The 26624-nt window shown below is 62.5% G+C and carries 22 protein-coding genes and 1 pseudogene; 11 read left to right on the forward strand and 12 right to left on the reverse strand.

Annotated features, from left to right (window positions below; translation table 11 throughout):
* Window positions 1-10: 10 nt before the first annotated feature.
* The 8 genes from AB3X89_RS02335 to AB3X89_RS02370 all read right to left on the reverse strand — a co-directional run bounded on the left by AB3X89_RS02335 (window position 11) and on the right by AB3X89_RS02370 (window position 7948).
* Window positions 11-1192 carry an NAD(P)/FAD-dependent oxidoreductase gene (locus tag AB3X89_RS02335; protein ID WP_368581614.1) on the reverse strand — a complete coding sequence of 394 codons (1182 nt, stop codon included), beginning with the start codon at window positions 1190-1192 and terminating at the stop codon, window positions 11-13.
* On the reverse strand, window positions 1185-2615 hold the full coding sequence (locus AB3X89_RS02340; protein ID WP_368581615.1) for an FAD-dependent oxidoreductase: 1431 nt from the start codon (window positions 2613-2615) through the stop codon (window positions 1185-1187). The genes AB3X89_RS02335 and AB3X89_RS02340 overlap by 8 nt, the downstream gene beginning before the upstream one ends.
* Window positions 2605-2946, reverse strand: coding sequence for a (2Fe-2S)-binding protein (locus tag AB3X89_RS02345; RefSeq protein WP_368581616.1), 342 nt, complete (start codon window positions 2944-2946; stop codon window positions 2605-2607). The genes AB3X89_RS02340 and AB3X89_RS02345 overlap by 11 nt, the downstream gene beginning before the upstream one ends.
* Before the next feature lie 7 nt (window positions 2947-2953).
* The gene (locus AB3X89_RS02350) at window positions 2954-4090 is read right to left on the reverse strand and encodes an NAD(P)/FAD-dependent oxidoreductase (RefSeq protein ID WP_368581617.1); all 1137 of its coding nucleotides are present in this window, start codon (window positions 4088-4090) and stop codon (window positions 2954-2956) included.
* Window positions 4087-4884 (reverse strand): ABC transporter permease, encoded by a 798-nt coding sequence (locus AB3X89_RS02355; RefSeq protein WP_368581618.1) that lies wholly within the window; start codon window positions 4882-4884, stop codon window positions 4087-4089. The genes AB3X89_RS02350 and AB3X89_RS02355 overlap by 4 nt, the downstream gene beginning before the upstream one ends.
* A 4-nt stretch (window positions 4885-4888) precedes the next feature.
* A complete protein-coding gene (locus tag AB3X89_RS02360) occupies window positions 4889-5761 on the reverse strand; it encodes an ABC transporter permease (protein WP_368581619.1) in 873 nt (290 codons plus the stop codon).
* Window positions 5748-6818: an ABC transporter ATP-binding protein gene (locus tag AB3X89_RS02365; protein ID WP_368581620.1), complete on the reverse strand. Its 1071-nt coding sequence runs from the start codon at window positions 6816-6818 to the stop codon at window positions 5748-5750. Before AB3X89_RS02365 ends, AB3X89_RS02360 begins: the two co-directional genes overlap by 14 nt.
* Window positions 6819-6883: 65 nt before the next feature.
* A complete protein-coding gene (locus tag AB3X89_RS02370) occupies window positions 6884-7948 on the reverse strand; it encodes an ABC transporter substrate-binding protein (protein WP_368581621.1) in 1065 nt (354 codons plus the stop codon).
* A 135-nt stretch (window positions 7949-8083) separates the two neighbouring features.
* Here AB3X89_RS02370 and AB3X89_RS02375 point away from each other — a divergent pair, with 135 nt between their 5' ends.
* Complete coding sequence (locus AB3X89_RS02375) at window positions 8084-9037, forward strand: LysR substrate-binding domain-containing protein (RefSeq protein WP_368581622.1); 954 nt, start codon at window positions 8084-8086, stop codon at window positions 9035-9037.
* 35 nt (window positions 9038-9072) lie between these two features.
* Here the strand turns inward: AB3X89_RS02375 and AB3X89_RS02380 are convergent, their stop codons facing one another.
* Complete coding sequence (locus tag AB3X89_RS02380) at window positions 9073-9942, reverse strand: LysR family transcriptional regulator (RefSeq protein WP_013093470.1); 870 nt, start codon at window positions 9940-9942, stop codon at window positions 9073-9075.
* Window positions 9943-10064: 122 nt separating this feature from the next.
* Here AB3X89_RS02380 and AB3X89_RS02385 point away from each other — a divergent pair, with 122 nt between their 5' ends.
* Window positions 10065-11456, forward strand: coding sequence for an MFS transporter (locus AB3X89_RS02385; RefSeq protein ID WP_368581623.1), 1392 nt, complete (start codon window positions 10065-10067; stop codon window positions 11454-11456).
* Between the two features lie 106 nt (window positions 11457-11562).
* Window positions 11563-12678 (forward strand): NAD(P)/FAD-dependent oxidoreductase, encoded by a 1116-nt coding sequence (locus AB3X89_RS02390; protein WP_368581624.1) that lies wholly within the window; start codon window positions 11563-11565, stop codon window positions 12676-12678.
* Between the two features lie 412 nt (window positions 12679-13090).
* Here the strand turns inward: AB3X89_RS02390 and AB3X89_RS02395 are convergent, their stop codons facing one another.
* A complete protein-coding gene (locus AB3X89_RS02395) occupies window positions 13091-14296 on the reverse strand; it encodes a GNAT family N-acetyltransferase (RefSeq protein ID WP_368581625.1) in 1206 nt (401 codons plus the stop codon).
* Window positions 14297-14812: 516 nt separating this feature from the next.
* Between AB3X89_RS02395 and AB3X89_RS02400 the strand changes: the two genes are divergently transcribed.
* The gene (locus AB3X89_RS02400) at window positions 14813-15037 is read left to right on the forward strand and encodes a hypothetical protein (RefSeq protein ID WP_368581626.1); all 225 of its coding nucleotides are present in this window, start codon (window positions 14813-14815) and stop codon (window positions 15035-15037) included.
* A gap of 32 nt (window positions 15038-15069) precedes the next feature.
* A complete protein-coding gene (locus AB3X89_RS02405; protein WP_368581627.1) occupies window positions 15070-15900 on the forward strand; it encodes a CmcJ/NvfI family oxidoreductase in 831 nt (276 codons plus the stop codon).
* A gap of 97 nt (window positions 15901-15997) precedes the next feature.
* Here the strand turns inward: AB3X89_RS02405 and AB3X89_RS02410 are convergent, their stop codons facing one another.
* Both AB3X89_RS02410 and AB3X89_RS02415 read right to left on the reverse strand, forming a co-directional pair.
* Entirely contained in the window at window positions 15998-17434 is a 1437-nt protein-coding gene (locus AB3X89_RS02410) for an LLM class flavin-dependent oxidoreductase (RefSeq protein WP_368581628.1), read from the reverse strand.
* Between the two features lie 5 nt (window positions 17435-17439).
* Window positions 17440-18681: an acyl-CoA dehydrogenase family protein gene (locus tag AB3X89_RS02415; RefSeq protein WP_368581629.1), complete on the reverse strand. Its 1242-nt coding sequence runs from the start codon at window positions 18679-18681 to the stop codon at window positions 17440-17442.
* Between the two features lie 278 nt (window positions 18682-18959).
* Between AB3X89_RS02415 and AB3X89_RS02420 the strand changes: the two genes are divergently transcribed.
* The 6 genes and pseudogenes from AB3X89_RS02420 (at window position 18960) to AB3X89_RS02445 (ending at window position 26438) form a co-directional block, all read left to right on the forward strand.
* Window positions 18960-20459 carry a sugar ABC transporter ATP-binding protein gene (locus tag AB3X89_RS02420; RefSeq protein ID WP_368581630.1) on the forward strand — a complete coding sequence of 500 codons (1500 nt, stop codon included), beginning with the start codon at window positions 18960-18962 and terminating at the stop codon, window positions 20457-20459.
* Window positions 20456-21511, forward strand: coding sequence for an ABC transporter permease (locus AB3X89_RS02425; RefSeq protein WP_368581631.1), 1056 nt, complete (start codon window positions 20456-20458; stop codon window positions 21509-21511). The genes AB3X89_RS02420 and AB3X89_RS02425 overlap by 4 nt, the downstream gene beginning before the upstream one ends.
* A gap of 110 nt (window positions 21512-21621) precedes the next feature.
* Window positions 21622-22857, forward strand: coding sequence for an SfnB family sulfur acquisition oxidoreductase (locus AB3X89_RS02430; protein ID WP_368581632.1), 1236 nt, complete (start codon window positions 21622-21624; stop codon window positions 22855-22857).
* A gap of 38 nt (window positions 22858-22895) precedes the next feature.
* Complete coding sequence (locus AB3X89_RS02435; protein WP_368581633.1) at window positions 22896-23966, forward strand: substrate-binding domain-containing protein; 1071 nt, start codon at window positions 22896-22898, stop codon at window positions 23964-23966.
* 315 nt (window positions 23967-24281) lie between these two features.
* A pseudogene (locus AB3X89_RS02440) lies at window positions 24282-24383 on the forward strand (DUF1330 domain-containing protein); the annotation flags it as partial.
* A gap of 486 nt (window positions 24384-24869) precedes the next feature.
* Window positions 24870-26438 carry a hypothetical protein gene (locus AB3X89_RS02445; RefSeq protein WP_368581634.1) on the forward strand — a complete coding sequence of 523 codons (1569 nt, stop codon included), beginning with the start codon at window positions 24870-24872 and terminating at the stop codon, window positions 26436-26438.
* The last annotated feature ends 186 nt before the right edge of the window (window positions 26439-26624 follow it).

The raw sequence follows: 26624 nt of genomic DNA on the forward strand, positions 1-26624 counted from the left end.
GCGGGTGCGATCAGTGCGCGGCGGCGCTGGCCGTCGGCTGCGGCACGGACTGGCGCGTAAAGCGGTCGATCGCGAAGTCGTCGAGCGGCAGCGAAGCCTTGCCGTCGAGCACGAGTTCGGATACGAGCCGCCCGCAGGCCGGTCCAAGCTGGAAACCGCTGCCGCAATAGCCGAACGAATAGACGAGATTCGACGCGCGGCGGCTAGGTGAGAGCACGGGCAGCGCATCGTCGGTGAATGCTTCGACGCCGGCCCACGCGCGGTTCACGCCGAGATGCCGCAAATGCGGGAAGAGATCGACGACGGTATTGGCGCTACGCACGAGCCGCGCGAAATCGACTTCGCCATGCCGGCCGTGCAGATCGGCGATACCGATCAGCTTGCCGCCGATCACGACGGTGCCATTGTCGAACTGCTTGAACGACAACGGACGCCCGGTTGCACCCAGCGTCGCGCGGCAGAACGGCGCGACGCGATGCGTGACCATCAGCATCAGCCCTTCGGGGTGCACGGGCACGCGTTCACCCACCTGTTCGGCCAGTTGTCCCGCCCACGCGCCCGCCGTGACGACGAGTTTGTCCGCGCTGAACCCGCCGCGCGGCGTCTGCGCGAACCAGCGCGTGCCGCGTTGTTCGATGCGCGTGACCGGCGTGCCTTCGAAAAACGCCGCACCATGCCGCTGCGCGGCGAGTCGGAAGGCGGTGGTGGTCTTGAACGGCAGCGCATAGCCGTCGCGCTCGACCCAGATGCCGCCCGTCACGTGCCGCGCGAGCGCCGGCTCGAGTTCGAGCACGCTCGCGCGGTCGATCAGCTTTTCGTGCGTGAAGCCGTGCGCTTCGAGTTGCGCGACGCGGGCGCGGCATTCGTCGAGTTCGGCTTCCGTCTCCGCGATCTTCAACTGGCCGGACGGCACGAAGCCGCCGTCGTCGCCGATCGTTTCGCGCAGGCTGTGCCAGATTTTGCGCGACATCAACGCGAGCGGAATCTCGGGCAGCGGGCGGCCGAGCGTGCGCACGCCCCCCGCATTGACGCCTGACGAGTGCCGCCCGACGTAGTCGGCTTCGAGCACGATCACGTTCGCGCCGCGCGCGGCCAGATGGAACGCGCTGCTCGAGCCGTGCAGCCCGCCGCCGATCACCAGCACGTCGGCCTCGCGCACGGCGCCGGAAGAGGAGCGGGTAGCGTCATTCACCGGCGAGTTCTCCGAGCGTCAGCGGCTTGATGGGCGGACGGATGCGGTAATAGCCGACTTCGCCCGGCGGCACCTTGCGCGCGTCGGCGATGATTTCGGTGACGGTCAGGCCGCACATGCGACCCTGACACGGGCCCATCCCGCAGCGCCCGAACGATTTCGCCTGGTTCGGGCCGAGGCAGCCGAGTTCGACGAAACCGCGCACGTCGCCCGCCGTCACTTCCTCGCAGCGGCACACGACCACGTCGTCGCGCGGAATGCGGTTCGCGTCGCGCGGGCGGTACAGGCTGTCCAGAAACGGACGGATGCGCATCACGCTCCCCAGCGCGCGGCGGTGCGGCTCGGCTTCGCGCTCGCAGGCAGCTGCATCGATGGCACCGAGTTGACTGGCGACCCGTAGCGCGGCGAGCGCGCCCTGTTCGGCCGCCGCCAGCGCACCGCCGATACCGCCGCCGTCGCCCGCGACGAAGATGCCCGGCACGTCGAGTTCGCCCCATGCGTCGGTGGTCGGTGCGAAGCATAGCTGCGCGGCGTCCCAATGGTGGTGCGCGCGCAACGACAGCGTGAACTGCGTATTGGGCACGACGCCCTGATGCAGGAGGATCACGTTCGCGTCGATCCGCTGCGCACGGCCTTGCGTGCTGAAACTCAGCGCGGCGGCGCGCTCGACGCCTTGCGCGTCCTGCTTCGACTCGACGCGCAGTTCGTCGGCGGCTTCGTAGATGGGCACGCCCGCGGCGCGCAGCGTGCGGATCAGTTGCAGGCCCTTGCTCAGGAACGGCCACGCGCGCAACGCCGACAGCAGATGTTTCTTCGCGCGCCAGCGGTCTTCGTGACGAGTCGTGTCGACGAGTGCGCGGATCGGCACGCCGGCACGCACGTACTGCCAGCCGAGCAGATAGAGCAGCGGACCGCAGCCCGCCAGCACGGGCGGCTCGGCGGGCACCTCGCCCGCGCTTTTCAGCAGGATCTGCGCGGCGCCCGCCGTCAGTACGCCGGGCAGCGTCCAGCCGGGAATCGGGAACGGCCTTTCCAGCGCGCCCGTGGCCAGAATCACGCGGCGTGCGTCGAAGCTGCCGACCTTGCCGTCCCTCAGATAGTGCACGGCATGTTCGCGCGTCACCTGCCACACGGACGCATGCGCGACATGCCGTGCGCCAGAGCGCGAGAAGGCGTCGGCGAGCGATGCGCCCGCTGCGTAATCTGGGCCGAGAATCTCCTTGCGGCGCGCATCGGCGCGGCCGATCGCCCGATAGATCTGCCCGCCGACGGCGTCCTGTTCGTCCAGCAGCACCACTGACAGGCCAGCGCTCGCGGCGCGCGTCGCCGCGCTCATGCCGGCGGGACCGGCGCCGACCACGACGACATCGACGGCTTCCGAAGGGAAACTCGACACGGTTTCGACAGCGTGATCAGCGGGCATGAGCGTCCTCCAGTGAAACATCGACGGGCGGCAGATCGCGCGCGCCCTCCTGCGAGCGGATGCGCATGCCGGCGCGCACGGTCACCATGCAGCTTTGCCGGCTCGGCACGCCGTCGATCTCGACGAGACACTCGAAGCACGCGCCCATCATGCAATACGGCGCGCGCGGCGCGCCCGAGACGGGTGTCGCACGGAACCGCGCGATGCCGGCAGCGAGCAGCGCCGCCGCCACCGACCGGCCGCCCGGCACGCGCAGCGGCTGATCGTTGAACCAGATGTCGACCGGCGCATCGGCGCCGGGCAAGGCCTTGAAGAGCGGTGTGAGGGTCATGTCGGAATCAGTGAGCGGGGGTGAGTGCAGGGGATTCGAGAAAGCGCGTGCCGGACAGCGCGGGGATTTCATCGGGCATCGCGCCGCCCGCGATCCACGGCGCGATGCGCAGCGCGTGCGCGGCGGCCAGCGTCACGCCGCTGTGGCAGGTGACGACGAACGCGCCGGGATGGCGAGCGGATTCGTCGTAGATCGGAAAACCATCGGGGCTGTAGACGCGCAACGCGGCCCACGTGCGCACCAGCCGCACGTTCTTCAGCAGCGGAAAGGCGCGCACGCCGCGCCGCGCAATGTCGGACAGCACGGGCGTCGTCGTGAAGTCGTCGAAACCGACTTCTTCCATCGAATCGCCGAATTGCAGCGTGCCTTCGTCGGTTTGGCGCACGTTGAGGGTCGGGTAACGCAGGAACGGCGCGACGCGTTCGCTGATCAGCACCTGTCCGCGATTCGGTGCGACGGGCGCATGCAGTCCGACGTGCGGCGCGAGCGCGCGATTGCCGAGGCCCGCCGCGAGCACGACGCGCGCCGCGCGGTAGGTGCCGAGTTTGCCTTGTACCGTGAAGCCGCCGTGTTCGGGTGTGATGCGCAGCGCTTCCTCGTTGTTGACGAGCTTCACGCCGCGCCGCTGCATGCCCGCGTGGAGCGCGCGCAGCAGCTTGAGGGGATTGACGTGGCCGTCCATCGGCGTGTAGCTCGCGCCGATCACGTCCGGCCCGATTTCGGGAATACGCTCTCGCACTTCGCGCGCATCGAGCAACTGATACGGGTAGTCGCCCAGTTCACGCTGCAAGGCGCCGAGACGCTTCGCGCGTTCTGCGATTTCGTCTTCGGAGAAAAAGAAGTGGAAGCCGCCCGGCTGGCGCAGCGCGACGTCGATACCGGTTTCGTCGAGCAACGCCGCAGCGAGCGACGGCCAGCGCGAAGCCGAGCTGCGCGACCAGCGTGCATACGGCGACAAGCCATAGCCCTTGCCCTGAATCCAGACCAGCCCGAAGTTGCCGCGCGACGCGCGGAACGCGCCGTCGTCCTGGTCGAGCACGGTGACGTTCGCGCCTTCGCGCGCAAGGCCCCAGGCAACGGCGGAACCGACCAGTCCGCCGCCCAGCACGAGCACGTCGGGGTTGTCGGTAGCGTGACGAATCATCGAGCTTCTCCAATGAGGATGCGGTCCAGTCCGACCATGCGGTCGAGCAGCACCATCAGCAGAACCGTGCCGACGATCAGCACCGCCGACACGGAAGCGACGAGCGGATCGATGGTCTGCGCGATCTGGTTGTACATGGCGACGGGCAGCGTGGTCGTGCCGGGGGTCGCGACGAATATGGTCATCGTCAGCTCGTCGAAACTCTGGATGAACGACAGCACCCATCCGCCGGCGACGCCCGTGCGGATCATCGGCAGCACGACGCGGCGAAACGCGGTGAAGCGGCTCGCACCGCACGACAGCGCCGCGCGTTCGGCATCGCGATCGAGCCCGACGGCCGACGACAGCGCGAGGCGCAGCCCATACGGCAGCACGATGATCACGTGCGTTGCCGCCAGCGCCCAGAACGAGCCGCTCAGATGCAGCAGTGACAGAAAGCGCAGGAACGCGATGCCGAGCACGACGGCGGGAATCATCATCGGCGACAGGAAGAAGCTCATCAGCGCGCCACGGCCCGCGAAGCGATAGCGCGCAATAGCGAGCGCGGCGGGCACCGCGAGCGCCACGCCGATGGTCGCCGCCACGAACGCGAGCCGCACGGAAAGCCAGAATGCCGACACGATGTCGTCGTTCTGCAGGATCGCGCGAAACCAGCGCAGCGACGCTCCGTCGAAGGGCATCGAGATGAAGCCCTTGTCGGTGAACGCGACCAGCATCACGGCGACGAGCGGTGCGAGGATGAAAGTGAGGAACAGCGCGTTGAACAGCAGGCCCCACAATCCGTTCTGTTTCATGGCGTCACTCGAAAATATGCTTGAAACGGCGCTCGGCGAGACGGCTGCAACCCATCACGATCGCGACGTTCGCAATCAGCAGCAACACGGCGATGCTCGCGCCGAGCGGCCAGTTCAGCGTACCGAGGAATTCGTCGTAGGCGGCGGTGGCCACCACTTTCAGACGGCGCCCGCCGATCAGCGCCGGCGTCGCGAAAGCCGAGGCGGACAGCGCGAATACGATGATTGAACCCGACAGCACACCGGGCATGATCTGCGGCAGCACCACGCGGCGGAACACGCGCAGTGGCGAACCGCCCATCGACAGCCCCGCCCATTCGACGTGCGGATCGAGCTTTTGCAGCGTCGCCCACACCGACATCACCATGAACGGCACCAGCACATGCGTGAGCGCGATGATCATGCCCGTCATCGTGAAGACGAGACGGATCGGCTCGGACGTAATGTGAAAGGCTTGCAGCGCGTTATTGAGCACGCCGTTATTGCCAAGCAGAATCTGCCAGCCGAGCGTGCGCACCACGACGGAAATCAGCAACGGGCCGAGTACGATCAGCAGACATAGCGACTGCCAGGGCCGCTTCATGCGCGCGAGCACGATGGTTTCCGGCACGCCGAGCAGTACGCTTAGCAGCGTCACGGCGAGCGCGAGACCCACCGTGCGCAAAAAGATTTCGCCGTAGTACGGATCGCTCAGCACTTCGACGTAATTTTTCAGCGTGTACGCGGCCTGCACACCGGCCACATCGCTGAACACGCGAAACGACAGCAGCAGCGTCAGCACGAGCGGCACGAACAGCAGCGCGCCGAACAGCAGCAGTGCCGGCGAAGAGAGCAGCCAGGGCGCCGCGCCCGCGCGTGAATCGTCAAGCGTTGCCATGAGCACGCTCCCGGGTCAGCACGCGCAGATCGTCGTCGGTGAACGAGAGTCCGACTTCATGGCCTTCGTCGGGCGGCGGCGCGCCGAAGTTCGGCTGCGCGACATGGAGTTTGCCGAGCGCCGTATCGACTTCGAGCAGCCACTGGTTACCGATGAACACGCGGTTCGCAATACGTCCGTGCATGCGCGCGTCGCCATTCGCAAGGCGTACTTTCTCCGGGCGAATGTAGACGTGCACTGCGCCTTCGACATCGCGCCCTTCGTGCGGCACGTGCAGCGTCGTGCCCGCCACATCCACGACGGCGCAGCGCGGATTACGCTCCCGCACTTCGCCAGGCAGCGTGTTGGTGCGCCCCAGAAAGGTCGATGCAAACGGCGTAGCGGGACGTTCATAGGCATCGAACGGCGTGCTCAGTTGCGCAATGCGTCCCTTGTGCAACACCGCGATACGGTCGCTCATCGTCATCGCTTCGACCTGGTCGTGTGTGACCAGGATGGTCGTGATGCCGAGTCGCTTCTGAATCGCGCGCAGTTCGATGTGCATCTCCTCGCGCAGCTTCGCGTCGAGATTCGACATCGGTTCGTCGAGCAGCAGCAGGTTGGGGCGCATCGCCAGCGCCCGCGCAATCGCGACGCGCTGACGCTGTCCGCCCGACAGTTCCTTCGGATAACGCGCGTCGAGCCCGTTGAGCCGCACCAGATCGAGCGCTTCGGTGATGCGCACCGCGCGTTCGTCGCGCTTCATGTTGCGCATTTCGAGACCGAAGCCCACGTTGCCCGCCACCGTCATATGCGGAAACAGCGCATAGCTCTGAAACACGACGCCCATGCCGCGCTTTTCGGGGCGCTCGTGCGTGATGTCGCGTCCGCCGAGTGTAATACGGCCTGCGCTCGGCGTGACGAAGCCGGCGATCATCTGCAGCGTGGTCGTCTTGCCGCAGCCGGACGGCCCGAGCAGCGACAGGAACTCGCCGCGTTCGACGGACAGATCGAGCTGCTCGACGGCAGTGAAATGGCCGTAGCGCTTCGAGATGCCCTGCAGGGTGAGAAAGGTCATGGCGTCGGTCCGGTTCGGAGTCGGGACGTGGGAACTGTGAAGCGGCTATGCTGCGGTTGCGGCGCTCAGCGTTCGACCGAGCGGTTCCAGCGCTCCGTCCATTCCGTGCGATGCTGGTTGATCGTGGCCCAGTCCATTGCCGTCAACTTGCGCACCTGTTCCGGACCATACGGCACGCGCGCCGCGACCTCGGGCGTCAGCTTGACGGTCTTGTTGACGGGGCCGAGCCCGATTGCCTGCGCCTGCATCGCCTGCACTTCCGGGCTCAGCAGATACTGGATGAACTCCTGCGAGAGCTTGGGCTGTGCGTTCTCGGCGAGCGCGCAGGCCGCTACCTGTAGCGCGACGCCTCCCTCCTTCGGATACACGAATTTGAGCGGAAAGCCCGTGTTTTGCAACGCGACGGCGCGGCCGCTGCCGTACGGCGCCATGATGACGTCGCCGGATTGCATCAAGCCGTCCATTTCGCCCGGCGTCGGCGCCCACGACAGCACGTTGGGTGCGACCTGTTTCGTCATCGCGTTGAAGCCCGGATCGATGTTCTTTTCGCCGCCGCCGTTCAGACGCGCGAGCATGACGAGCGTGTGCAGTCCATACGTGTTCGTCATGGGCGGCACGCCGAGCTTGCCCTTGAGGCGCTTGTCGGTGAGCGCCTGCCATGAATCGGGCGCGGGCAGGCCGAGCTTTCTGAACGCCTCTTCGTTGTAGCCGATGCCCGTCGCGACCATGCCGACGCCGACGGCCGTCGGGCCCAGCCGCGCGAGCGGGTAGAGGTCTTTCATCACGGGCGCATCCTCGACCTTCGCGCACAGGCCGAGCTGCATCGCCTGATACATGGGGCCGTCGTCCATCACCGCAACGTTGATCTGTTGATGGCCTTTCTGCGCCTGAAGCTTCGCGAGCGTGTCGCTTGAATTGCCCGCCACATAAACGATCTTCACGTCATGCGCTTTTTCGAACGGCGGAATGACTTTCTGCCGGTACAACTGCTCGTTCGAGCCGCCGACGTTCGCGACATACAGCGTGGTTTCGGCGTGGACGTGGAAGGGAGCGGTCAGACAGACGACGGACAGTGTGGAGACGAGGGCGCGGAGCGTAGAACGGCAACGGCGGCGCGGCGATTCTTGCATGACGGCGATCTCCAGTCAGTGTGGGAATGGACGCTCTGGTGGCGTGTCCATGCATCACAGTCTGTGCCGGGATGGTCATATAGTCCAATACGAATAAAATAGCAATCTATACATTGTTGATATGGGTTGAAGCCGATGAACCTGAAACATGTCGAGGCATTTCGGGCGGTGATGGTAGCCGGGTCGATGACGGCGGCGGCCAAAGCGCTTTTCACGTCGCAACCGAATGTGAGCCGTCTGATCTCGCAGTTGGAGCGTGAGACCGGCTTGCTGCTGTTCCAGCGCAGCGGCGTGCGGCTGATTCCAACCAGCGAGGGCACAGCGTTTTTCCGCGAAGTGGAGCGCGCGTATGTCGGCTTGCAGGGGCTCACGAACGCCGCTGCGCAGATCCGCAATCTGGGCAGTGGGCGTCTGCGCATCGCGGCGATGCCTTCAGCGGGTCTCACACTCGTGCCGCATGCGATCAAGCGTTTTCAGGCGCTGCATCCCGGTGTGACCGTGTCGCTGCACGTCAATACCTCGGGCACGGTGAATCACTGGACGGCGTCGCAGTTCTGCGATCTGGGCGTGGCGGTGTACATCAGCGAGGCGTCGAATTGCGAAGTTGAGATGCTGTCCAAAGTGGCCGCCGTGTGCGTGATGCCGGCGGTGCACCGGCTTGCTTCAAAGGCTGTCATCAGGCCCGCTGATCTCGAGGGCGAGTCGTTCATCTCGCTGTGTCACGGCGACGGCACGCGCGCGCAGATGGATGAGGTGTTCCTGCGGGCGGGCGTCGAACGCAAGCTGGCGATCGAGGCGCAATATACGGCGATCTGCTGCGAGCTGGTGCGCTGCGGCATGGGTGTGACGCTCGCACATCCAGGCGTGGCGCTGGACTTCGTCGGGCCGGACATCGCGATCCGGCCGTTCTCGCCGGCGGTGATGTTCCCGATGTATCTGCTGTTCCCGCCGCACCGGCCGCGCGAACGGCTGGCGTCCGCGTTCATCGAAGTGCTGCGCGAGGAGCACGACGAGCTGATGGAGAAAATGGCGCGGATAGTGCCGGACTCAACGCCGAAGAAGACCCGCAAGCGAAGCGTGAAAAGGTGATCTTCGCCGGCCTCTCCTTCTATTGCCGCGTCACGTCATTTGAGGGCTGTGAGAGCCATCTCGATGAGTTGCTGCAGTCGTGCATTGGGATCGCCACTCTGTTTGCGCAAAATCATGAAAAGAGAAAGCGGATCGGGTGGATTTAAAGCGATCCGATGGATCGTGCATCCGGTTTCCTTGGCCAATGGCGTCGTTAAAAAAGCAGGAACAATGGCCCACGCTCCGTTTCTCAGCATCGGCGCCAGCATGTGTGCTTTCTCCACCCAATTTACGTGCCGCGAAAACCCGCGCCGAGCGCGCCATAGATCGAACTGAGGCGACCACGGCAGATGAATTTCTCTTGATGGATCGAGATCCGTCATGTCGAGAACTTCGGGCAACGGGGCTGAACCCGACGCAGCGTAGACCACAAACATCGCATAGTCTCGGATCTTTCTTGAAACAAGATCGACGTGTTCGGATGGAGTCAGTGTGAAGGCTACGTCAAGGTGACCAGAAACAACCCGGTTAGCGAGCTGGAAATAGCGCGAGCTTTCCATATGTAATCGGACAGGCGGTGTCTCATCAGAGAGCGCAGCGACAAACGGCGGTAGCACGTTGATTGCAACGGCGTCCACGGAACCGACAGCGAGGTGCCGCACCTGGTTCGCCTGAAGTTGCTCAGCCTCTATTTCGAGCATTTTCCAGCGCTCGGCAATGTCGAGAAAACGCTCACCTTCCGCCGTCAGCGATATGCCCCGCGCGCCCCTCGAACGCCGCAACAGCGGATGTCCTAACCGGCGCTCGAGGGACTGGATCCGATACGAGACTGTCGATTGCGTCGTAGATACGATCTCGGCCGCCTGAAGCAAACTTCCCGAGCGGACCACCGCCAGGAACGTGTTGATCTCCTCGCTGAACAGCATATCGAATCCTTCGATATTTGGTGAATAAAATCTGACATTGACCGATATTGTGCCCCCACCTTAGCCTAGCTGAATAGAAAAACAAATCCCGTCATTTGATTCGGTAACGTTTGGAGGCACATATGGGCAAGGCACTCGTCGGCATCGAAGATTTACCTCCGAGCCGCTTTCATAAGAGGATAGCCCTCGTGGCGGCAGGGGGACCGTTCTGTGACGGGTATCTGCTAGGGATCATCGTTGTAGCGCTGCCGTTCATTGCGAAGGACCTCGCGCTGAACGCGCTGCAGATCGGTCTGATCGGCGCGTCGAGCCTGATCGGCATGTTCGCCGGCGGCCTGGTTTTCGGACCCATGACGGACCGCTTCGGCCGCCAGAAGATGTATGTGCTTAATCTCGCCGTATTCGTTATCTGCTCACTCGCGCACCTGTTCGTGCATGACGTGACGACGTTGTTCATCCTTCGTTTCGTCATGGGGGTTGCGCTGGGCGCGGACTATCCCATAGCGACCGCGCTGGCAGCTGAATTTCTGCCTCGGAAGCTTCGCGGGCCGGTGCTCGCGAGCCTCGTGCTTTTGCTCTGGGTCGGATACACCATAAGCCTTGCAACGGGTTTGATCGTTAGCGGCAGCGAAAGCGGTGTATGGCGCTACATTCTTGCAAGCGCTGCGATTCCTTCGGCAATCTTCCTGCTGCTGCGCCTTAACATCCCCGAGTCGCCGCGCTGGTTGATTTCCGCAGGACGCGTAGACGCCGCTCGTGGCATCGTGGCACAGCATCTTGGGCCGCAAGTTGACTTTGAGGCGCTCGTTGCTGAAACCCGAGTCAGCACCTCCGGGCGTGGCCTCGGGCTGTCCAAAATCCGCGAACTGCTTTCGCGAGGCTATGGGCGCATGCTGGTGTTTTGCTCGATCTTCTGGATGTGTCAGATTGCGCCTTCGTTCGCAATCAAGACGTTTCAACCGATGCTATTGAAATCGCTCGGCGTCACTCAGCCACTCGCCGGCTCGCTCGTGATCATTTCATTTGCCATCGTCGGAACTGCGATCGGCATGTTCGTCGTCAACCGCGTCGGTCGGCGCACGCTTTGTCTGGTCTCTTTCGTTCTTGCAACGCTCGCGCTTTTTCTTCTGGCAACGCCGATGTCGAACATTGCCACGGTTGCGATCGGTTTGTTCGTTCTCTTCACGGTGGCTGAAGCTGCCGGCTCCGGGCTGCAATTCATCTACCCGAACGAGGTTTTTCCGACTGATCTTCGTGCAACCGGTATGGGACTCGCGATGTCTGCAAGCCGCATCGGAGCCGCGGCAGGAACGTTCCTCCTTCCTACCGTGCTAGTCCATTTTGGAAGCGCGACTGGTCTGCTTATCGCGGGTGGGATCAGCCTGATTGGCCTGCTCGTATCGGTTCGCATGGCTCCCGAGACCCGTAACGTGTCGCTCGGCGCGGCGAATGCTCCGAGCATGGCAGCGAGCGCCAGCGAACACTCTCTGCAGCGAAGAGAGGCTCGCAGCTGAGCGGAAAGGACGGCGTAGCCATCGCTGACGCCGGTCAGCCACAGCAACTCGGACTTAAGAATCTCACCCTGGCAACACTTCTTGCACCAATGCAAAGAGGCACTCTATGAATTCGGCACCTAAAGTCATCATCATCGGCGCTGGCATCATCGGCACCACACTCGCTTATGATTTCGCGAAACGCGGCGCGCGCGTCACCGTGCTCGACAAGAACGAAGTCGCGAAAGGCGCCACTTCTGGATCATTCGCGTGGATAACGAATCAGACGAAGTTCCGCAATGCGGACTCGCTTGGCGAAGTTGGCGCGCAGCATTACTTCAATCTGCATCGCCTGTCGCACCTGCGCTGGCGTTACCTGCAAAGCGAAATCGACGGTCTGCCGATTCGCTGGTCAGGCTGCTTTCAAAGCGCCGAGCCCGGCACCGAGGAGGCACGGGAACTCGCGGCGGAACTGGACCGGCGCCTGCGCTGGGGCAGCCCGACGTACCGCGTCACCGCGGCCCAGGCACGCGAGATTGAGCCGGGGTTTGAGCCGGGAGCCGAGACGGACATTTTCTACACGCCCGACGAAGGGATGATGTCCCCGGTGCAGCTAACGTCAAGGATGCTCGATGCCGCGGTCGCACACGGGGCGCAATACTCGCCACACGATGCGTATCTAGGCTTCGCGAAGACGGCGGGCGGTTACGAGATCCAGAGCGGAAGTGGCAAGCGCGAGGCCGACATTCTCATCTTCGCGGGCGGCATCGCGAACCCGGAACTCGTCGAAGGCACGGGGCTTAAGGCCCCGCTCATCCACAGCATGGGGAGCGTCGTCCATCTCGCGCCGTTGCCACGCATTTTCGATTCGGTCATTCTTGGCGCGCATGTTCACGCGATCCAGCGCATCGACGGTCGTGTGGTCATCGCCAGGCACTTCTCCGGTTCGCCCGTTGGCGATCCAGGCACGCCCGACCCCGAGGAGCTTGTACGTGTCGCCGCGCGCGTGCTGCCCGGCTTGAAGGACGCCGTCGTGGAGAAAGTCACCGAAACGCGTCGCGTCATTCCCGCTGATGGACTGCCCGTCGTGAGCCGTTCTGAAGACCTGCCCGGCGTGCTTTCCATTACAACGAACGCAGGCATCAGTCTTGCGGCCGGACTGTCTCAGTTCATCACGACCGAATTGCTTGACGGCGTGATGGTGAACCTGATGGATCCGTACCGCTCCCAGCGTTTTGCATAGAACTCCGCGGGTAAGTTAATGTGGCGCGCTCTCGGGCGGTGCCGCAGCAGCATCGACAGCATCGCTCGATCGCGCAAACCTTTCAGAACGTCATCGCCTGGTTCCTCGACGAATGGCTATCAGCGCAAGCCTCTCGACGCGTTGGCTATCGACACGGCTCGTTAGGCGAGTTCGTGTTTTCGACGGCTCAGGCCGACACATAGGCGGTGCCGCGGCAGACAAAAGAACACACAACACAAACTGCAACAGCACCGACATGGATCTTGACGCGTGAAAACTCCGACAGCAAACCATTGAATTTCGGCGTGTGGACCGCGAACCGGAGGCGATGCCAGGCTCGCGCAGCAGCTGACGGTCACGTAGGCCGCGGTCCGCGGCCTGATGGATTGCTTCGAGCAGATATCGAAGCGCTTCAGAGCGGTTGGTTGTCTTTTTTGAACGGAGAGTATTCCGGCGCGTCTTCATGCTGGATCAGTCGCAGCAAAGGGCTGATCGCCCGGTTCAGCAAAGGCTGGCGGTGGCGCACCCAAACCTGCATCGGCTCCGGCCGGCAGCCGATGCGGGCTTTGGGTGCGAGCGCCGTTCTGCCGAAAGAGACACGTCGGCAACCGAAATCGATTGCCTGCGTCAGCGACGCATGCAGAAGGCGTAGATAAAGCGGCACGCCATAGGTAGCAGCTTCGCGATCGAAACCGATATGCCAGACGACCGCCGTGTCCGCGTCCTTGAGCGTGACAACGAAGCCATAAATATGGCTACCCTTGACCGCGACGTGGAAAACGATTCTTGCGCCGGCGGCTGCCGCTAACGCTGGCCAGTATTCCTGATCCAGCATAAATGGCCGCAACCTGGCATTGGTGTGGGTCTGCAGGTAAAGATCGTGCAGATGTCCAGTAACCGACGCCACGTCGTCAAGACGTTCCATCCGGAACCCAGCCGCATCGAACGGTTTGTAGATCTGGGACTTGACCGCATTGCGGTACTTGGAAGCAAGACTGGCAAGATAGTCAGCGTGGGTATGGACGCCTTCGGGTAGCGTCAGCACCATGTTGGGTTCGGTTTCGACGGCGGAATAGCTGAGTTTGCCGAGGCAGGCGCTGGGTTCCTTGTCGGCCTCGAGAATGTCCTTAACCACAATAAGGTTGGTCTGTCCGTCCAGCTTTTCGCATCGGCGGGTACGATACAGTGCGTCCGCCACGGCGGGCCACAGTTCCGCAGGAGTACTGCCGGGCGCGAAACAAACGCCGTGCTGCCCGTAACTGAGCAGGTTGCCGCAGACAAGAATACGCTCGGTGAGCGGCACGTTGAGTTTGCGCTTGCCTGGTTCACCGAAGTGCTCGAGGCTTACCTGGACGATTTGCATGCAGACTGCGGCTCGCGGTCCGTCGTCATCCGAGATCAAGGCGTAGCGCGGCTCCAGATTGGCCGGACCGGCCACTTCGATCATTTGCAGGTATTCAGGCGAAAAATAAAAGCTTTGCGCAGCAGTGACTGTGCGCCAATCCTCCACGTTAAGCTGTCGCAGGCGATGCGCAATAGCGATTTGAAAGCCGCTGGCGCGACGCAGTTGCTTGCGCAGTTGCAGGCGGGTGTTCAGTTGCTTTGGAAGTAGTTTCATTGCGAAGGGGCCCTGGACGACCGGCAAACTGGCACCCGAGCAATCTTACAACCGCTTTGGTCCCGCTGGCGAGGTGTCCCGATGTCGTCGTAAGTCACGCTTCTGAGCCGCCCACGCTGTTGCATCTGCTGACATCGTTGTGCGGATCAATTCGTTTTCAACGGCTTTTGATCGAACTACGATGTGCGCTTGATTCGTTCAAGAGGCATTCGTGAGCGGCCCAAAAAGCAACCCTTGCGACGCCCAAATAAGCGTTTTGCACATTGATAGCGTGGCGGAAGGAATGTGCAAATCGTGTAGAGCGTCGGTGCATCCGACGCACCGACGCGCCTTGGGAAGCAGACTGCGCGTCGGCTTTCGTCGGCGGGTGTGCCGCTGCGCAGACGCGCCACGCGCTTCGAACGGCCAGCCTATACAAGGTCCAAACGTTGCAAAGCAAAGCACAAATGCTTGTTTGTGCATTGCCACTTCACTGACTAGATTCAACTGAGGTTGCCATGAGCAGGAGGGCGCATCATGTCGATGAGCCTCGCATCGTTTTGCCGTCTGGCCGTGCTTCATCCGTTCGAATTCGTGCGTCGGCGCGCGCAGGCGCGGCCTGTGCCGTCTGTACCAGAGCATACGTGGAAGGACAATCCTGAGCGCCTCGAACGCATTGCCCGCTATGCGCGCGCCGGCTACTTCAACATCACAGTCACATCCGATTCGTGTCAGATCATCGGCGAAATAGCGCCGGACTGAATTCGTTCACTCGCAGGCAAGGAGCGCAACTAATGAGCGATGTCGTCATTGAACAGCCGGCCGTCGTCGAAGCCGCCTTGAACTATCTCGTCGCGACGGGGGAAAAGCCCGCTACCTACGCTTATGAGCCGCCTGCTGGCGTGCCGCAGCGCAGTGGCGTGTATCGGACGCAGCGTGTGAACATCGTCAATGCGCGGGTTTCGCCGCCGCCGGGTGGTTTATCGTTGGACCGCAACGGTTTCGAGTTGCGGCAGCACGCGAGCGCGCTCCGCGATTTCACGGACCCTGCTGCGATCGAACGCATTTACTATCCCGAGTCGGAGGCGCTGCTAAGGCGCTGGACGGGCGCGACGCGCGCCGTCATCTTCGATCACACGATTCGCGATGGCCATGCGGCGCGTCCAGGCAACGTGCGCGAGCCGGTCAAGTTCATTCACAACGACCAGACCTTCGTATCGGGTCCGCGCCGCGTGCGTGATCACCTGCCGCCGCACGAAGCGGAAGAACTGCTCAAGGGCAGGGTGGCGATCGTCAACCTGTGGCGTCCCATCGGATCGACGGTCGAATCGTCGCCGCTGGCGTTGTGCGATGCGCGCAGTATCGCGCCGACTGATCTGGTGCCGGCGGATCTGATCTATCAGGACAAAGTCGGCGAGACCTATGCGTTCGTGTACAACCCGAAGCACCGCTGGTACTACTTTCCGCTGATGAAGCCGGAAGAAGTCCTGCTCCTGAAAATCTACGATTCCGCGGGCGACGGTGTCGCGCGGCTGACAGCACATACGGCATTCGATGATCCGTCGTCGCCGCCGGACGCAAGACCGCGTCGGAGTATCGAACTGCGCACGCTATTGTTCTTCTGATGCTTGCCGAAGCGTGCACGGGCAAGATCGGATAAGCGCCTGGCACGGCCGGATAGACGCAGGAATGTGAACAGCGGTATGACGGGCCGCAACGCGCTTACCTCACCGCATGGGGTTTGGCAAGGGTGGGCGTTGCCGTGACCGGCTGCACCTGTTGCGACTCGCGCTTGACCCGCTCGATATCGCGAAAGCGGGTAGCCGGATGCGTCTGCGGCAGACGCGCACCGTCGCCGAACAGCTTCTCGCGCAGCGTGCCGGGCGTGTACGCGGTCGGGTACACGCCACGGCGCTGCAACTCCGGCACGAGGTAATGGACGACGTCTTCGAACGTTTCGTGCGCGATGGCATACGCAAGATTGAATCCGTCAACGCCGGTCGCCTCGACCCATTGCTGCAGGATGTCCGCCACCGTCGAAGGAGATCCGACGAATACAGGACCCATGCCGCCGACGCCGCCCCAGATCGCGAGTTCCTCGATGGTCCATGCCTTGTCGCCCCCTGACAGATGTTCGACGGCCGAGACGATGGCGTTGGTTTCGACGCGTCTCACGAGATCGGTGGGCGCGTACTGGCCGAAGTCGATACCCGTCCATCCCGACATGAACACGAGCGACCCGTCATACGACACATAGCGCTTGTACTCTTCGAACTTCGCCTGCGCCTTCGCATCCGTTTCATCGACGATCACGGTGACGAGGTTGTAGATAAGCAGTTTGTCCGGATCGCGGCCTGCTTCCGCTGCCTGGCGTCGCACATCGCTCACGTAGTTTTTCAGCACGGCTTGCGTCGGCGCGGCGACGAACACGCATTCGGCGTGCTGCGCAGCGAATGCCTTACCCGGACCCGATGCACCCGCCTGAAAGAGCACCGGCGTGCGCTGCGCAGAAGGCTCGCAAAGGTGATAGCCGGGCACTTCGAAGTACTTGCCCTTGTGGCCGATTTCGTGGACCTTCTCCGGGTTTGTGAACACGCGCTTCTCGCGGTCGCGGACAACCGCGCCGTCTTCCCAGCTTCCTTCCAGAAGCTTGTACAAGACTTCGACGTATTCCGTCGCGACTTCATAGCGATTGCCGTGATCGCGCAATCCGCCTTCGCTGATGTTCTTCGCGCCGCTCTCCAGATACGACGTGACGATATTCCACGCGAGCCGGCCCTTCGTCAGATGATCGGCGGTCGAGAGGCGGCGCGCGAAGGTATACGGATGCTCGAAGCTCGTCGACGCCGTGATGCCGATGCCAAGGTGCTCGGTGACCATCGCAATCGGCGCGGCAAGTTGCAGCGGATCGTTGACGGGAATCTGCGCGGCCTGATGCAGCGCGTGATAGTTGTTGCCTTTGTAGACGTCGTAATAGCCGATCACGTCGGCGATAAAGATGCCGTCGAAAATACCTTTCTCCAATACCTTCGCGAGATCCGTCCAGTATTCGAGATCCTTGTATTGCCAGGAGCGGTCGCGCGGATGCGCCCACAGGCCCGGCGACTGATGACCGACGCAATTCATCTCGAATGCATTGAAGCGAATGGGTTTGGTCATGACGCTCACTTGCTCCCTCGGCCGGGGCCGTTGCCGATACTCCAGATAAACGGCGGCTCCTTGCCGTTAATTACCCAGTCGCCGACGATGCGCGCCTTGTAGACGAGGGGATTGTGCGACGACACGGTGCGCGCGTTGCGCCAGTGACGATCGAGCGCCTGCGTGGTGCTGGTCGCCGACGCACCGAGCGCATCGAACAGATGCGTCGCCGCGCGCAATACGAGGTCCGACACGACAAGCTGGCTCTGCGCCGATTCGAGTTCGGCATCGACGTTGGCGCGATGCTGCGCTTCGGCATCGTTGGAAAAACGGGCTTCGTACGCGCGTTGCAAAGGCTGCGCCGCCTGCCCGGTCAGCGCCTGTGCCGCATAGGCCCATGAGGCGATTTCGCCCGCCACCTGCTGGATCTGCGCGTCTTCGCTCACGTGCGGCGCGTTGCCGTGGCTATAGATGCGCTTGCGCTGCCGCACCAGCGTGCCGACGTCGCGCGTAATGGCCGCACCGATGCCCGCCAGTGTGGCGACATGCACCAACTGATAAAACGCGGTCTGATACTTGAAGCGCCGCTCGAACGCAATGATGTTATGGGCATCGACCGAGGCATTGGTGAATACCGTCGTGCCGCTGCCCGTGGTTGTCTGGCCGAACCCGTCCCAGTCGTCCTTGCGTGACACACCGGGTTGATTCGTGCTGACGGCGGCGATTACGTCGGCGCCGTCTTCCTCGCGTTTCGCGAGCACGTCGATCCACTCGGCAAAGATGCTACCTGTGCTGTAGTACTTCGAGCCATTCAGCACGTACTGGCCATCGCTTCGGGATACCCTGGTCGACAGCGTGCCGACGGCGACGTCGCCCACTTCGGACCACGCGCTGCCCACCAGTTGTCCGCTCACGAAACGGTCGAACCAGGTGTTGCGCTCGGTGCCGGGCGGCACATTCAGCCAGTCTTCGACGAAAGCGAAGTGCGCGCGCAACGCCTGCGGCAGATTCGAATCGGCCGCGGCGAGTTCGATCAGAAGACGAAACAGTTGCGGCAGCGACGCACCGGCACCGCCATGCGCGACCGGTATCCGCACTGCGCCGAAGCCCGCGTCCTTGAGCCAGCCAATCGCTTCATGCGGCAATTCGCGCGAACGGTCGCGCTGTGCCGCGCCCTCGGCGATACGCGCGAAGATAGGGCGAAAGCGATTGGCGAGTGATTCGTAGTCGGTTCCGACGGAGAGATCGGCGGCGTTCGATGAGGTCATGCACATCCTTTGAAAAGGCAGTAGCGAAGCCCACGACGCGGGTTGAGCGCTGGACAATGGCGAGTATAAAAATCACCGCTCGCCGCACGTAAATAACGGATTGGCAGATCGTTATCCGTATGGCGACTTATGTCGGCGATAGCGGTGGTATGACTGCAGGGACAGAAAGTGCCATCAATCGGTTGAGAATACTAAGCATATGAATAGCGATTCGTTTGCGGCATGGACGAGCTTGTCTAGCATGAACGGTCATGCATCCAGAAGCGATCCTCCCTGCAATGAATCAGCCTGTCCTGAAGGCCGTCTCCATCACGAAGCGATTCGGCGCGACGACTGCGCTGACCCATCTCGACCTCGACATCCGTGCGGGAGAAGTGATTGCGTTGATGGGCGCGAACGGCGCTGGCAAATCGACGCTCGTCAAGATAATCAGCGGCGTCTACGGAGCGGATAGCGGTGCGCTGACTTTGCGCGGCGAAACCTTCGCGCCTTCGTCGCCGCAGCAGGCCAAACGGCTTGGCGTCGCGACCGTGCATCAGAGCACCGCCGATGCCGTGGTACCGGCCTTATCTATTGCGGATAACCTGTTGCTCGATCAGCTTTGCGATGCGGCGTCTGCGTGGCGTATGACGCCAGCGGTGCGCGTCGATGCCGCGCGGCCACTTGCGCTGCGCGTCGGACTCGAAGTCGACCTGTCTGCGCCGTTGCATACGCTGTCGCTGGCAGGGCAGCAACTTGTGACCCTGGCGCGTGCATTGGCCGGCAATCCGTCGTTGCTGATTCTCGATGAGCCTACGGCGAGTCTCTCTGCGCCCGAAGCGGAGCGGCTTTTCGCCTTGATCGAGCGTTTGCGTGCCGACGGCGCGGCGATCTTGCTGGTGTCTCACCGGCTAGGTGACCTGCGCCGCATCGCGGACCGCGTGACCGTCATGCGCGATGGCCGCATCGTGGCGGATCTGCGTCCGCCCATCGATTTCGACGCCGCGGTAGAAACGATGATCGGCCATGCACTGCCCGCCGATCGCGCTGCGCCGCACGACAGCGGCACATCCAGCAACGTGGTGTTCAGCGCGCGCGATCTGAAGCTGACGCCAGCCTCGATACCTTTCGATCTGGACGTCGAAGAAGGCAAGATCGTGGCGATCGCAGGCCCCATCGGCGGCGGAAAATCGCGTCTCGCGCGCGTCATCTTTGGCGAAACGCGCGCCGTGCAAGGCGACATGCAGTTGCTCGGCCAGCCATGGCGACCGCGCTCGCCCGCTGACGCGATTCGCGCGGGTGTCTACCTCGCGGGAGAGGACCGCTGGCGCTCGTCGCTCTTTCCGGACCGCGTGCCGTTCGCATCGATCGCGGGCACGCTCAGTTTTCCATTTCTGTCACGCTGGCATAAGGGCGGCTTCGTGCGTCGTGAGACGGAGCGGGCGGCGGCCGGCGAGGCGATTGCCGCATTCGGCGTGCGCTGCACGGGACCGGACGACCGGCTGTCGCGTCTGTCGGGCGGCAATCAGCAAAAGGTCGTGCTCGCGCGTTGGCACGCGGAACCATCGAAGCTGTTGCTGCTCGACGAACCGTTTCAGGGCGTCGATGCAGGCGCGCGCGCCGACATCGTGGCACTGCTGCGCAAGCGTGCGGCGGGGCGTGCCACGCTGGTTTTCGTCAGCGATCTCGAAGAAGCGTTCGAAATCGCCGATCGCGTCGTGCATTTCGATCGCGGTACGACACTCGAGCGCGCGGCTCCCGCCGATTCTCTTTCTTTTGTTGCTCTCCCTCATTCATGAAATCCACCACCCCGTCCGTGACGACGAACGTCCCTGCCCAATCGTCGGCGCGCCCGCGCTGGGGCAGTCTGCGCGAGCATCTGGAACGCACGGGCATCCTGCTGGTGCTGGCCGTGCTGATCGTCGTGTTCGCGGTGCGCGAGCCGGCCTTTCTGAACGTCGACAATCTGCTGAGCATTCTGCAGGCCGTGTCGATCGTCGCGCTGCTGGGCATAGGCGTCACGATCACGCTGGCGGCAGGCGGCTTCGATCTCTCGGTAGGCAGCGTCGCTGCAACCGCGCAAATGGTCGCGAGCTATGTGCTGATCGTATGGCATGGCGGAGCGTGGAGCGCCGTGCTGGCCTGTCTGGCATTCGGCGTGGTCGCGGGCCTGTTCAATGGTGTGCTTATCACACGTCTGCGCGTGCCCGACCAGCTTGCCACGCTCGGCACGCTGTTCCTGCTGGCGGGTCTGCAATTGATTCCGACAGGCGGGCGTTCGCTTGCGACGGGCACCGTGCTGCCCGACGGCACGGAAGCGACGGGCAGCTTTCCCGATCTGTTTCTCGCGCTGGGGCGTTCGCGCCTGTTGGACATCGTGCCGCTGCCTGTTCTGCTGCTGGCGGCGTTGACGGCGGTGGCGTGCTTCGTCATGGAGGCGACGCGCTGGGGGCGGGTGATCTATGCGATCGGCGGCAACGAAACGGCCGCGCGCCTCGCCGGCGCGCCGACGGCTCGCTATCGCATCGCGGCCTATGTCGCGTCATCGACGATTGCCGCGTTGGGCGGTGTGCTGATTGCGGCACGCGTCGGCCGGGGCGATGTGAGCGCGGGGCATTCGTTGCTGCTCGACGCCGTCGCGGCGGCGCTGGTCGGCTACGCGGTATGGGGCGCGAAGCGGCCCAACGTGCTCGGCACGGTGGTGGGCGCGGTGTTCGTCGGCGTGCTGCTCAACGGCCTGACCATGCTGAACGCGCCGTACTACATGCAGGACTTCATCAAGGGCGTGCTGCTCGTGTTTGCATTGGCTTTCACATTCAGTGTCGGCTCGCGTTCGGGTGCGCGCGTGTGAGACGAGAAAACCTTCTGCGCATCGACGTCATATCTAATTTCGAATCGCTCAGTTTGTGTTCGTGACGAGCGTTGCTAGATTGTGCCAATCGTCATCAAAGGGAGACATTCATGGCCGAAACCGACGTAGCCGATCAACAGCGGGCGGACGCGCATGCCCGCGCGGTGCGGGTGATCGCCGACGATGCGCAAGCCATTGCCGTCGCGCATGAGCTGGCGCGGCGTATTGCGGCGGGTGCATCCGAGCGCGATCGCGAGCGCCGGTTGCCGCGCGAAGAAATCGAGTGGTTCTCGCAATCGGGGCTGTGGGGCATCACGGTGCCGAAGGCGTATGGCGGCGCGGGCGTGTCGTTCGTCACGCTGACGGAGGTCATCAAGATCGTCTCTGCGGCCGACCCGTCGCTTGGCCAGTTGCCGCAGAATCATTTCGGCCTGGTCGATGTGATCGTGTTGACAGGCACCGAAGAACAAAAGCGCTATTTCTTTGCGGAAATCCTGGCGGGCAAGCGCTTCGGCAACGGCTTCTCCGAAAAGGGCACGAAGAACGTGCTCGATCTCAGGACCACGGTGCGGCGCGATGGCGACGACTATGTGATCGACGGCACGAAGTTCTATTCGACAGGGGCACTGTTCGCGCACTACGTGCCCGTGCTTGGGCTCGATGAAGAACGCAAAGCGTGGCTCGCGTATATCCCCAAGGGCACGGCGGGTCTTGAAGTCATCGACGACTGGTCCGGCTTTGGCCAGCGTACGACGGCAAGCGGTACGGTCACGCTGGAAGACGTGCGCGTGCCGGCGTCGCATGTGCTGCCTGCGCAGCGCGTTTCCGACGAACCAACACTCAATGGCCCCGTGTCGCAGATCATTCAGGCTGCCATCGACGCAGGCATCGCGAAAGCCGCCATCGCCGATACGCTCGAATTCGTTCGCACGCGCACGCGACCGTGGGTCGACAGCGGTGTCGACAAGGCCAGCGACGATCCGCTCACGCTGCGTGAAATCGGCCGCCTGCACATCCAGCTGCATGCCGCCGAAGCCCTGCTCGAACGCGCTGCACGCGTGCTCGACGAACTCTCGGCCAAAGGCGCGACCACGGCAGACGATGTCGCGCGTGCCTCGGTCGCCGTCGGCGAGGCAAAAGTATTGACGACCGAAATCGCGCTGCTGGCCGGCGAAAAGCTCTTCGAACTGGCCGGCACCCAGTCGACCCTGAGCGACCACAACTTCGACCGTCACTGGCGCAACGCGCGCACGCATACGCTGCACGATCCCGTCCGATGGAAGTATCACCTCGTCGGCAACTACTATCTGAACGGCGTGAAACCGGCACGTCACGCATGGAACTGACGCTGCCAGTAATCAGGCATCGAACAAGGGGACTTTCGATGAAATCGCTGTTTCAAAGCCGTTCGATCTCGGTGCGTGCGCTGGGCGCACTGACGTTGTGCTCGGCTGCCGTGCTGTCTGCCGTATCCGCACATTGCGAGCCGCTCAAAGGCGCACCGGCGCCGTTCGACAAGGGCGGTGTGCGGATCGCGCTCGTCAACTATCTGTCGACGGGTGACTTCTTCCAGGCTTACGAAGCGGGTGCGCAGAAGCAGGCGAGGGCGCTGGGTGTCGACTTGCGCATCTACGAGGGCCGCCAGGATGCGTCGGAGCAGCGCGAGCAGATCCAGCAGGCAATCAGCCTGGGTGTCTCGGCGATCATCGTCAATCACGGCTTGCCGGAGTCGCTGAAAGACGTCGTGCAGCGTGCGTTGGACAAGGGCGTCAAGGTCGTCGCGTTCGACGTGGATCTCGCCAATCCGAAGGTGCCGCAAATCGAGCAGAGCGATCACGATCTCGCGTCGCTGTTGCTCGATCAGGCTGTGAAGGACAACGGCGACGCGTTCGCAGCGGGTTACGTGTATGTCGCGGGCTTCGCGCCGCTCGACAGGCGTGACGCGGTGTGGCGCGACTTCAAGCGCGCGCATCCGAACGTGCAGGAGAAGGCGCGTTGGGGCACGGTGGATAACCCGATCGCGCAGTCCGTTGCGAATCAGGCGTCGGCCGCGTACCGCGCGCATCCGGAGATCCGCGTCGTGTTCGCACCGTACGACGAATTTGCGCGTGGCGCCAAACTGGCCGCTGACGAAGCCAGGCTGTCGTCGAAGCTGCGCATCTACAGCGCGGACATTTCGACTGCCGATATCGAAGCGATCCGCGCGCCAGGCAGCGCCTGGGTGGCGACAGCGGCGACCAATCCCGCCGTGGTCGGCGCCGTGTCGGTACGTGCGGCGGCCTTGCTGGTGGCAGGACAGGACCCGGGTCATCACATCGCGGTAAAGCCGACGCTGATCACGCGCGACGATCTGTTGAAGAACGACATCAAAACGATTGCGGATCTTGGCGAGAAATTCCCTGCGTTCCGTTCGAGTGATGCGGCCACCGCTGCGTGGATTCCTGCCGCGCAATAAGCTGCGAGAAGCGTGACACAGGCTGGCAGTGTCGAAGCGTCACTTCGAACCGGTGCAAGACGAAGGCGGCGTACAACGCGCGGTACTTACGCTCCACACAGTCACCGGCTCGCAAAACCGTTATCCACGAGGACCTTCTATCGGTCTCCTCATCCCGCGCGCAGCGCGTCGGCCAGTCGATCAGCAGCGCATCGTCAGGACGCGGCTCCGCTTTCGGACGTAGCCAGTTGCTGGCCCATAGACAACGCGCCGGGTAATGCCTCGGCCGTCGATACACCGGTTTGACGTAGGTACTCGGCGAAGTCTCTTCGAAAACAGGCCGCGCGCGCGTGGTACGACGGCCCTGCGTATCAGGAAGTCGCGCAGCACCGTTTCAAGGGCGCGCGCTATCGTGCGGTTGTCGTCGAAGGCGTATGACGAAAAGCAAGGACGTCTGGACCCGTGGAGCTTAGCGGGCCCAGGCCCTCGACCGACGCGGGCTTGAATAGCAGATTCTTGTCGTGCGTGGTCGTCTCTACATGTCTCGTTCGGGTTGCCGCGCAGGAAGAGGCCGAACTGTCATACCAGCGAACGGCACAGCCGACGACGACGTTGGTGACCGGCGACGGATAAACCGATTTCGTCTGCTTTATCGCTTCATTTTTCCCGCGCCTGTCCAGGAACCTCCGTGCATTCGTGAGCGAGCGCAAAGGAATGTCTTGAGCTTTGTGTGAGGTGACGAACAAATGGTTACAGTGGCGCGCGTATACTCGTCAAAAAAATGACATATAGCACGATGAGATCGAAAGCCGGCCACGGATTTAGCTACGCGACATCTTCCGTAAGCAATGTGCATTTCGTATAACCCAACAAATCGAGAATACCTTGCGTGGAGGGTTCCAGATCAACCTTCCGAGGTTTTTGATGACTATCAGAAGCCCGATGAACACTGGCATTTCTCCTTTGCGTCTGTGGAGTGTGTGGCTGATTGCGGCCGTGGTTGCGTCGATGCCATTCTTCGTCACGCCGTATCCTCCTCTTGGGCAACACTTTTACAATATCGTCCGGCTCGATATCCTTTCTCATCCGGCATCGTATGCAAGAAATTTTGTCGTTCGGTGGGAAGCCGTGCCCGACCTTGCCATGGACCTCGCCCTACCGTGGTTCACGAAACTGATACCGGTAGAATGGGCTGCCTGGCTGTTTACCCTCGTCGAACTCGCGCTATTGACGTCGGGTTGCCTCGTGTTGAGCCGTGTTGCCAATGGCCGTTGGTCGTGGTTACCGTTTATCAGCTTCCTGCTGCTCTATAACTGGATACTCATACGCGGCTACGATAACTTTCTGTTTGGTCTCGGGATTTCCTTTTGGGCGATCGCTGCGCACGTGACGTTGCGCCGGGCCACCCTCGCGCGGGTCCTCGTTTCGTGCTTCAGTGCCCTTGTCATTTATTTTTGCCATCTGTTTCCGCTTGCCGTTTTCGCTCTGGTTGTCGGCACGTGGGAACTTGGTTGTCTTCTTCGAGAGGGGAAGGTCTCGATTCATTCACTGGCTCGTCACGCGGCCGCGAGTCTGGTTCCGTTGCTGCTCCCCCTTGCACTGTTGATCCACAGCAGCACCGGCGGCCTTCATGGGTCAACCCATTTCGGCGTTACCCACGTACTTTCGAAGCTCGCTCTTTGCATCGATGTCTTTTCAGTGGGCAATCGTGCGGGCGATGTGGCTATCGTGGCTGGTCTGAGCCTGTTCGTGGTCATTGGTCTGGTTCTGAAATGGTGGACGTGCCAGCCAGAATTCCGGATAACCGTCTTTTCGCTTCCGCTGGTAGTCCTGCTCGCACCGTTTGACGCGTTTGCTTCGTACGGTGTGATAGAGCGATGCGCGATCAGCTTCGCGTTTTTGCTGACTGCGCTGGTTGGCGTACGACATTCGGTGGCGCCACGTCTCCAGGGAGTCGGCGCACTCGCTCTCACGCTTGTCTTTGTTTTCCGGATCGTGACCGTGACTGAGGATTGGCAGGTCGGCAGTCCTGTCATTCAGACTTACCGCACCACGTTCGCGTCCTTGAAGGCTGGTTCCGTCTTGTTCCAGTACAAGCAGGACACCGCCGACCGCTCTCCATGGAAGGACCCCTACCGCTGGAACCCATATTTGGACAAGGTGGTGGCGCTCGCAACAGTGAATGGCGTTCTCGTGCCCGATTTGTATCTCAAAGCGGGCCAGCAACCCGTGCTTTACCGGAGCGAGAACGTAGCATTGAGGGAGTTCCAGGACGACAGCTCTACCCGAAAACCGAATGTCCTGGCAAATGGCGACATGTTACGCGCGTGGTCCACTGAGCTGCTGGATCGTTTTCCTGACCTTACAAGCCGGTTCACGACGGTCTATCTTGCGGTACTTGACCCGTACCGGCGCTTACCCGAGACGCTTGATGGATGGCAACTCGTTGCGACGTTACCTGAACATCGGCTCTATGAACTGCGTCCCCGTTGAGTTCAAATATCGACCGCAGACGACCATGACGCACGAGAGTCAGACGGACTAGACAATGCATCGGTCGACGGGGCGCATCGAGGAGGCTGTCGTTATTGCTTATCGTCGTCGGTTGCAACGTCTTTGGTTCAAGGCTTTGCCGACGACAGAGCCCGATACGAGCTAGTCGCATCGGAAATTGGCTTT

This window comes from Paraburkholderia sp. BR14320 (assembly GCF_040948665.1).
Taxonomy (GTDB): domain Bacteria; phylum Pseudomonadota; class Gammaproteobacteria; order Burkholderiales; family Burkholderiaceae; genus Paraburkholderia; species Paraburkholderia youngii.

What these genes read in the sequence shown, in the direction of transcription:
- AB3X89_RS02340 (WP_368581615.1), bottom strand. Translation starts at nt 2,615, where the DNA reads ATGCCCGCTGATCACGCTGTCGAAACCGTGTCGAGTTTCCCTTCGGAA.
- AB3X89_RS02345 (WP_368581616.1), bottom strand. Translation starts at nt 2,946, where the DNA reads ATGACCCTCACACCGCTCTTCAAGGCCTTGCCCGGCGCCGATGCGCCG.
- AB3X89_RS02350 (WP_368581617.1), bottom strand. Translation starts at nt 4,090, where the DNA reads ATGATTCGTCACGCTACCGACAACCCCGACGTGCTCGTGCTGGGCGGC.
- AB3X89_RS02355 (WP_368581618.1), bottom strand. Translation starts at nt 4,884, where the DNA reads ATGAAACAGAACGGATTGTGGGGCCTGCTGTTCAACGCGCTGTTCCTC.
- AB3X89_RS02360 (WP_368581619.1), bottom strand. Translation starts at nt 5,761, where the DNA reads ATGGCAACGCTTGACGATTCACGCGCGGGCGCGGCGCCCTGGCTGCTC.
- AB3X89_RS02365 (WP_368581620.1), bottom strand. Translation starts at nt 6,818, where the DNA reads ATGACCTTTCTCACCCTGCAGGGCATCTCGAAGCGCTACGGCCATTTC.
- AB3X89_RS02370 (WP_368581621.1), bottom strand. Translation starts at nt 7,948, where the DNA reads ATGCAAGAATCGCCGCGCCGCCGTTGCCGTTCTACGCTCCGCGCCCTC.
- AB3X89_RS02375 (WP_368581622.1), top strand. Translation starts at nt 8,084, where the DNA reads ATGAACCTGAAACATGTCGAGGCATTTCGGGCGGTGATGGTAGCCGGG.
- AB3X89_RS02380 (WP_013093470.1), bottom strand. Translation starts at nt 9,942, where the DNA reads ATGCTGTTCAGCGAGGAGATCAACACGTTCCTGGCGGTGGTCCGCTCG.
- AB3X89_RS02385 (WP_368581623.1), top strand. Translation starts at nt 10,065, where the DNA reads ATGGGCAAGGCACTCGTCGGCATCGAAGATTTACCTCCGAGCCGCTTT.
- AB3X89_RS02390 (WP_368581624.1), top strand. Translation starts at nt 11,563, where the DNA reads ATGAATTCGGCACCTAAAGTCATCATCATCGGCGCTGGCATCATCGGC.
- AB3X89_RS02395 (WP_368581625.1), bottom strand. Translation starts at nt 14,296, where the DNA reads ATGAAACTACTTCCAAAGCAACTGAACACCCGCCTGCAACTGCGCAAG.
- AB3X89_RS02400 (WP_368581626.1), top strand. Translation starts at nt 14,813, where the DNA reads ATGTCGATGAGCCTCGCATCGTTTTGCCGTCTGGCCGTGCTTCATCCG.
- AB3X89_RS02405 (WP_368581627.1), top strand. Translation starts at nt 15,070, where the DNA reads ATGAGCGATGTCGTCATTGAACAGCCGGCCGTCGTCGAAGCCGCCTTG.
- AB3X89_RS02410 (WP_368581628.1), bottom strand. Translation starts at nt 17,434, where the DNA reads ATGACCAAACCCATTCGCTTCAATGCATTCGAGATGAATTGCGTCGGT.
- AB3X89_RS02415 (WP_368581629.1), bottom strand. Translation starts at nt 18,681, where the DNA reads ATGACCTCATCGAACGCCGCCGATCTCTCCGTCGGAACCGACTACGAA.
- AB3X89_RS02420 (WP_368581630.1), top strand. Translation starts at nt 18,960, where the DNA reads ATGAATCAGCCTGTCCTGAAGGCCGTCTCCATCACGAAGCGATTCGGC.
- AB3X89_RS02425 (WP_368581631.1), top strand. Translation starts at nt 20,456, where the DNA reads ATGAAATCCACCACCCCGTCCGTGACGACGAACGTCCCTGCCCAATCG.
- AB3X89_RS02430 (WP_368581632.1), top strand. Translation starts at nt 21,622, where the DNA reads ATGGCCGAAACCGACGTAGCCGATCAACAGCGGGCGGACGCGCATGCC.
- AB3X89_RS02435 (WP_368581633.1), top strand. Translation starts at nt 22,896, where the DNA reads ATGAAATCGCTGTTTCAAAGCCGTTCGATCTCGGTGCGTGCGCTGGGC.
- AB3X89_RS02445 (WP_368581634.1), top strand. Translation starts at nt 24,870, where the DNA reads ATGACTATCAGAAGCCCGATGAACACTGGCATTTCTCCTTTGCGTCTG.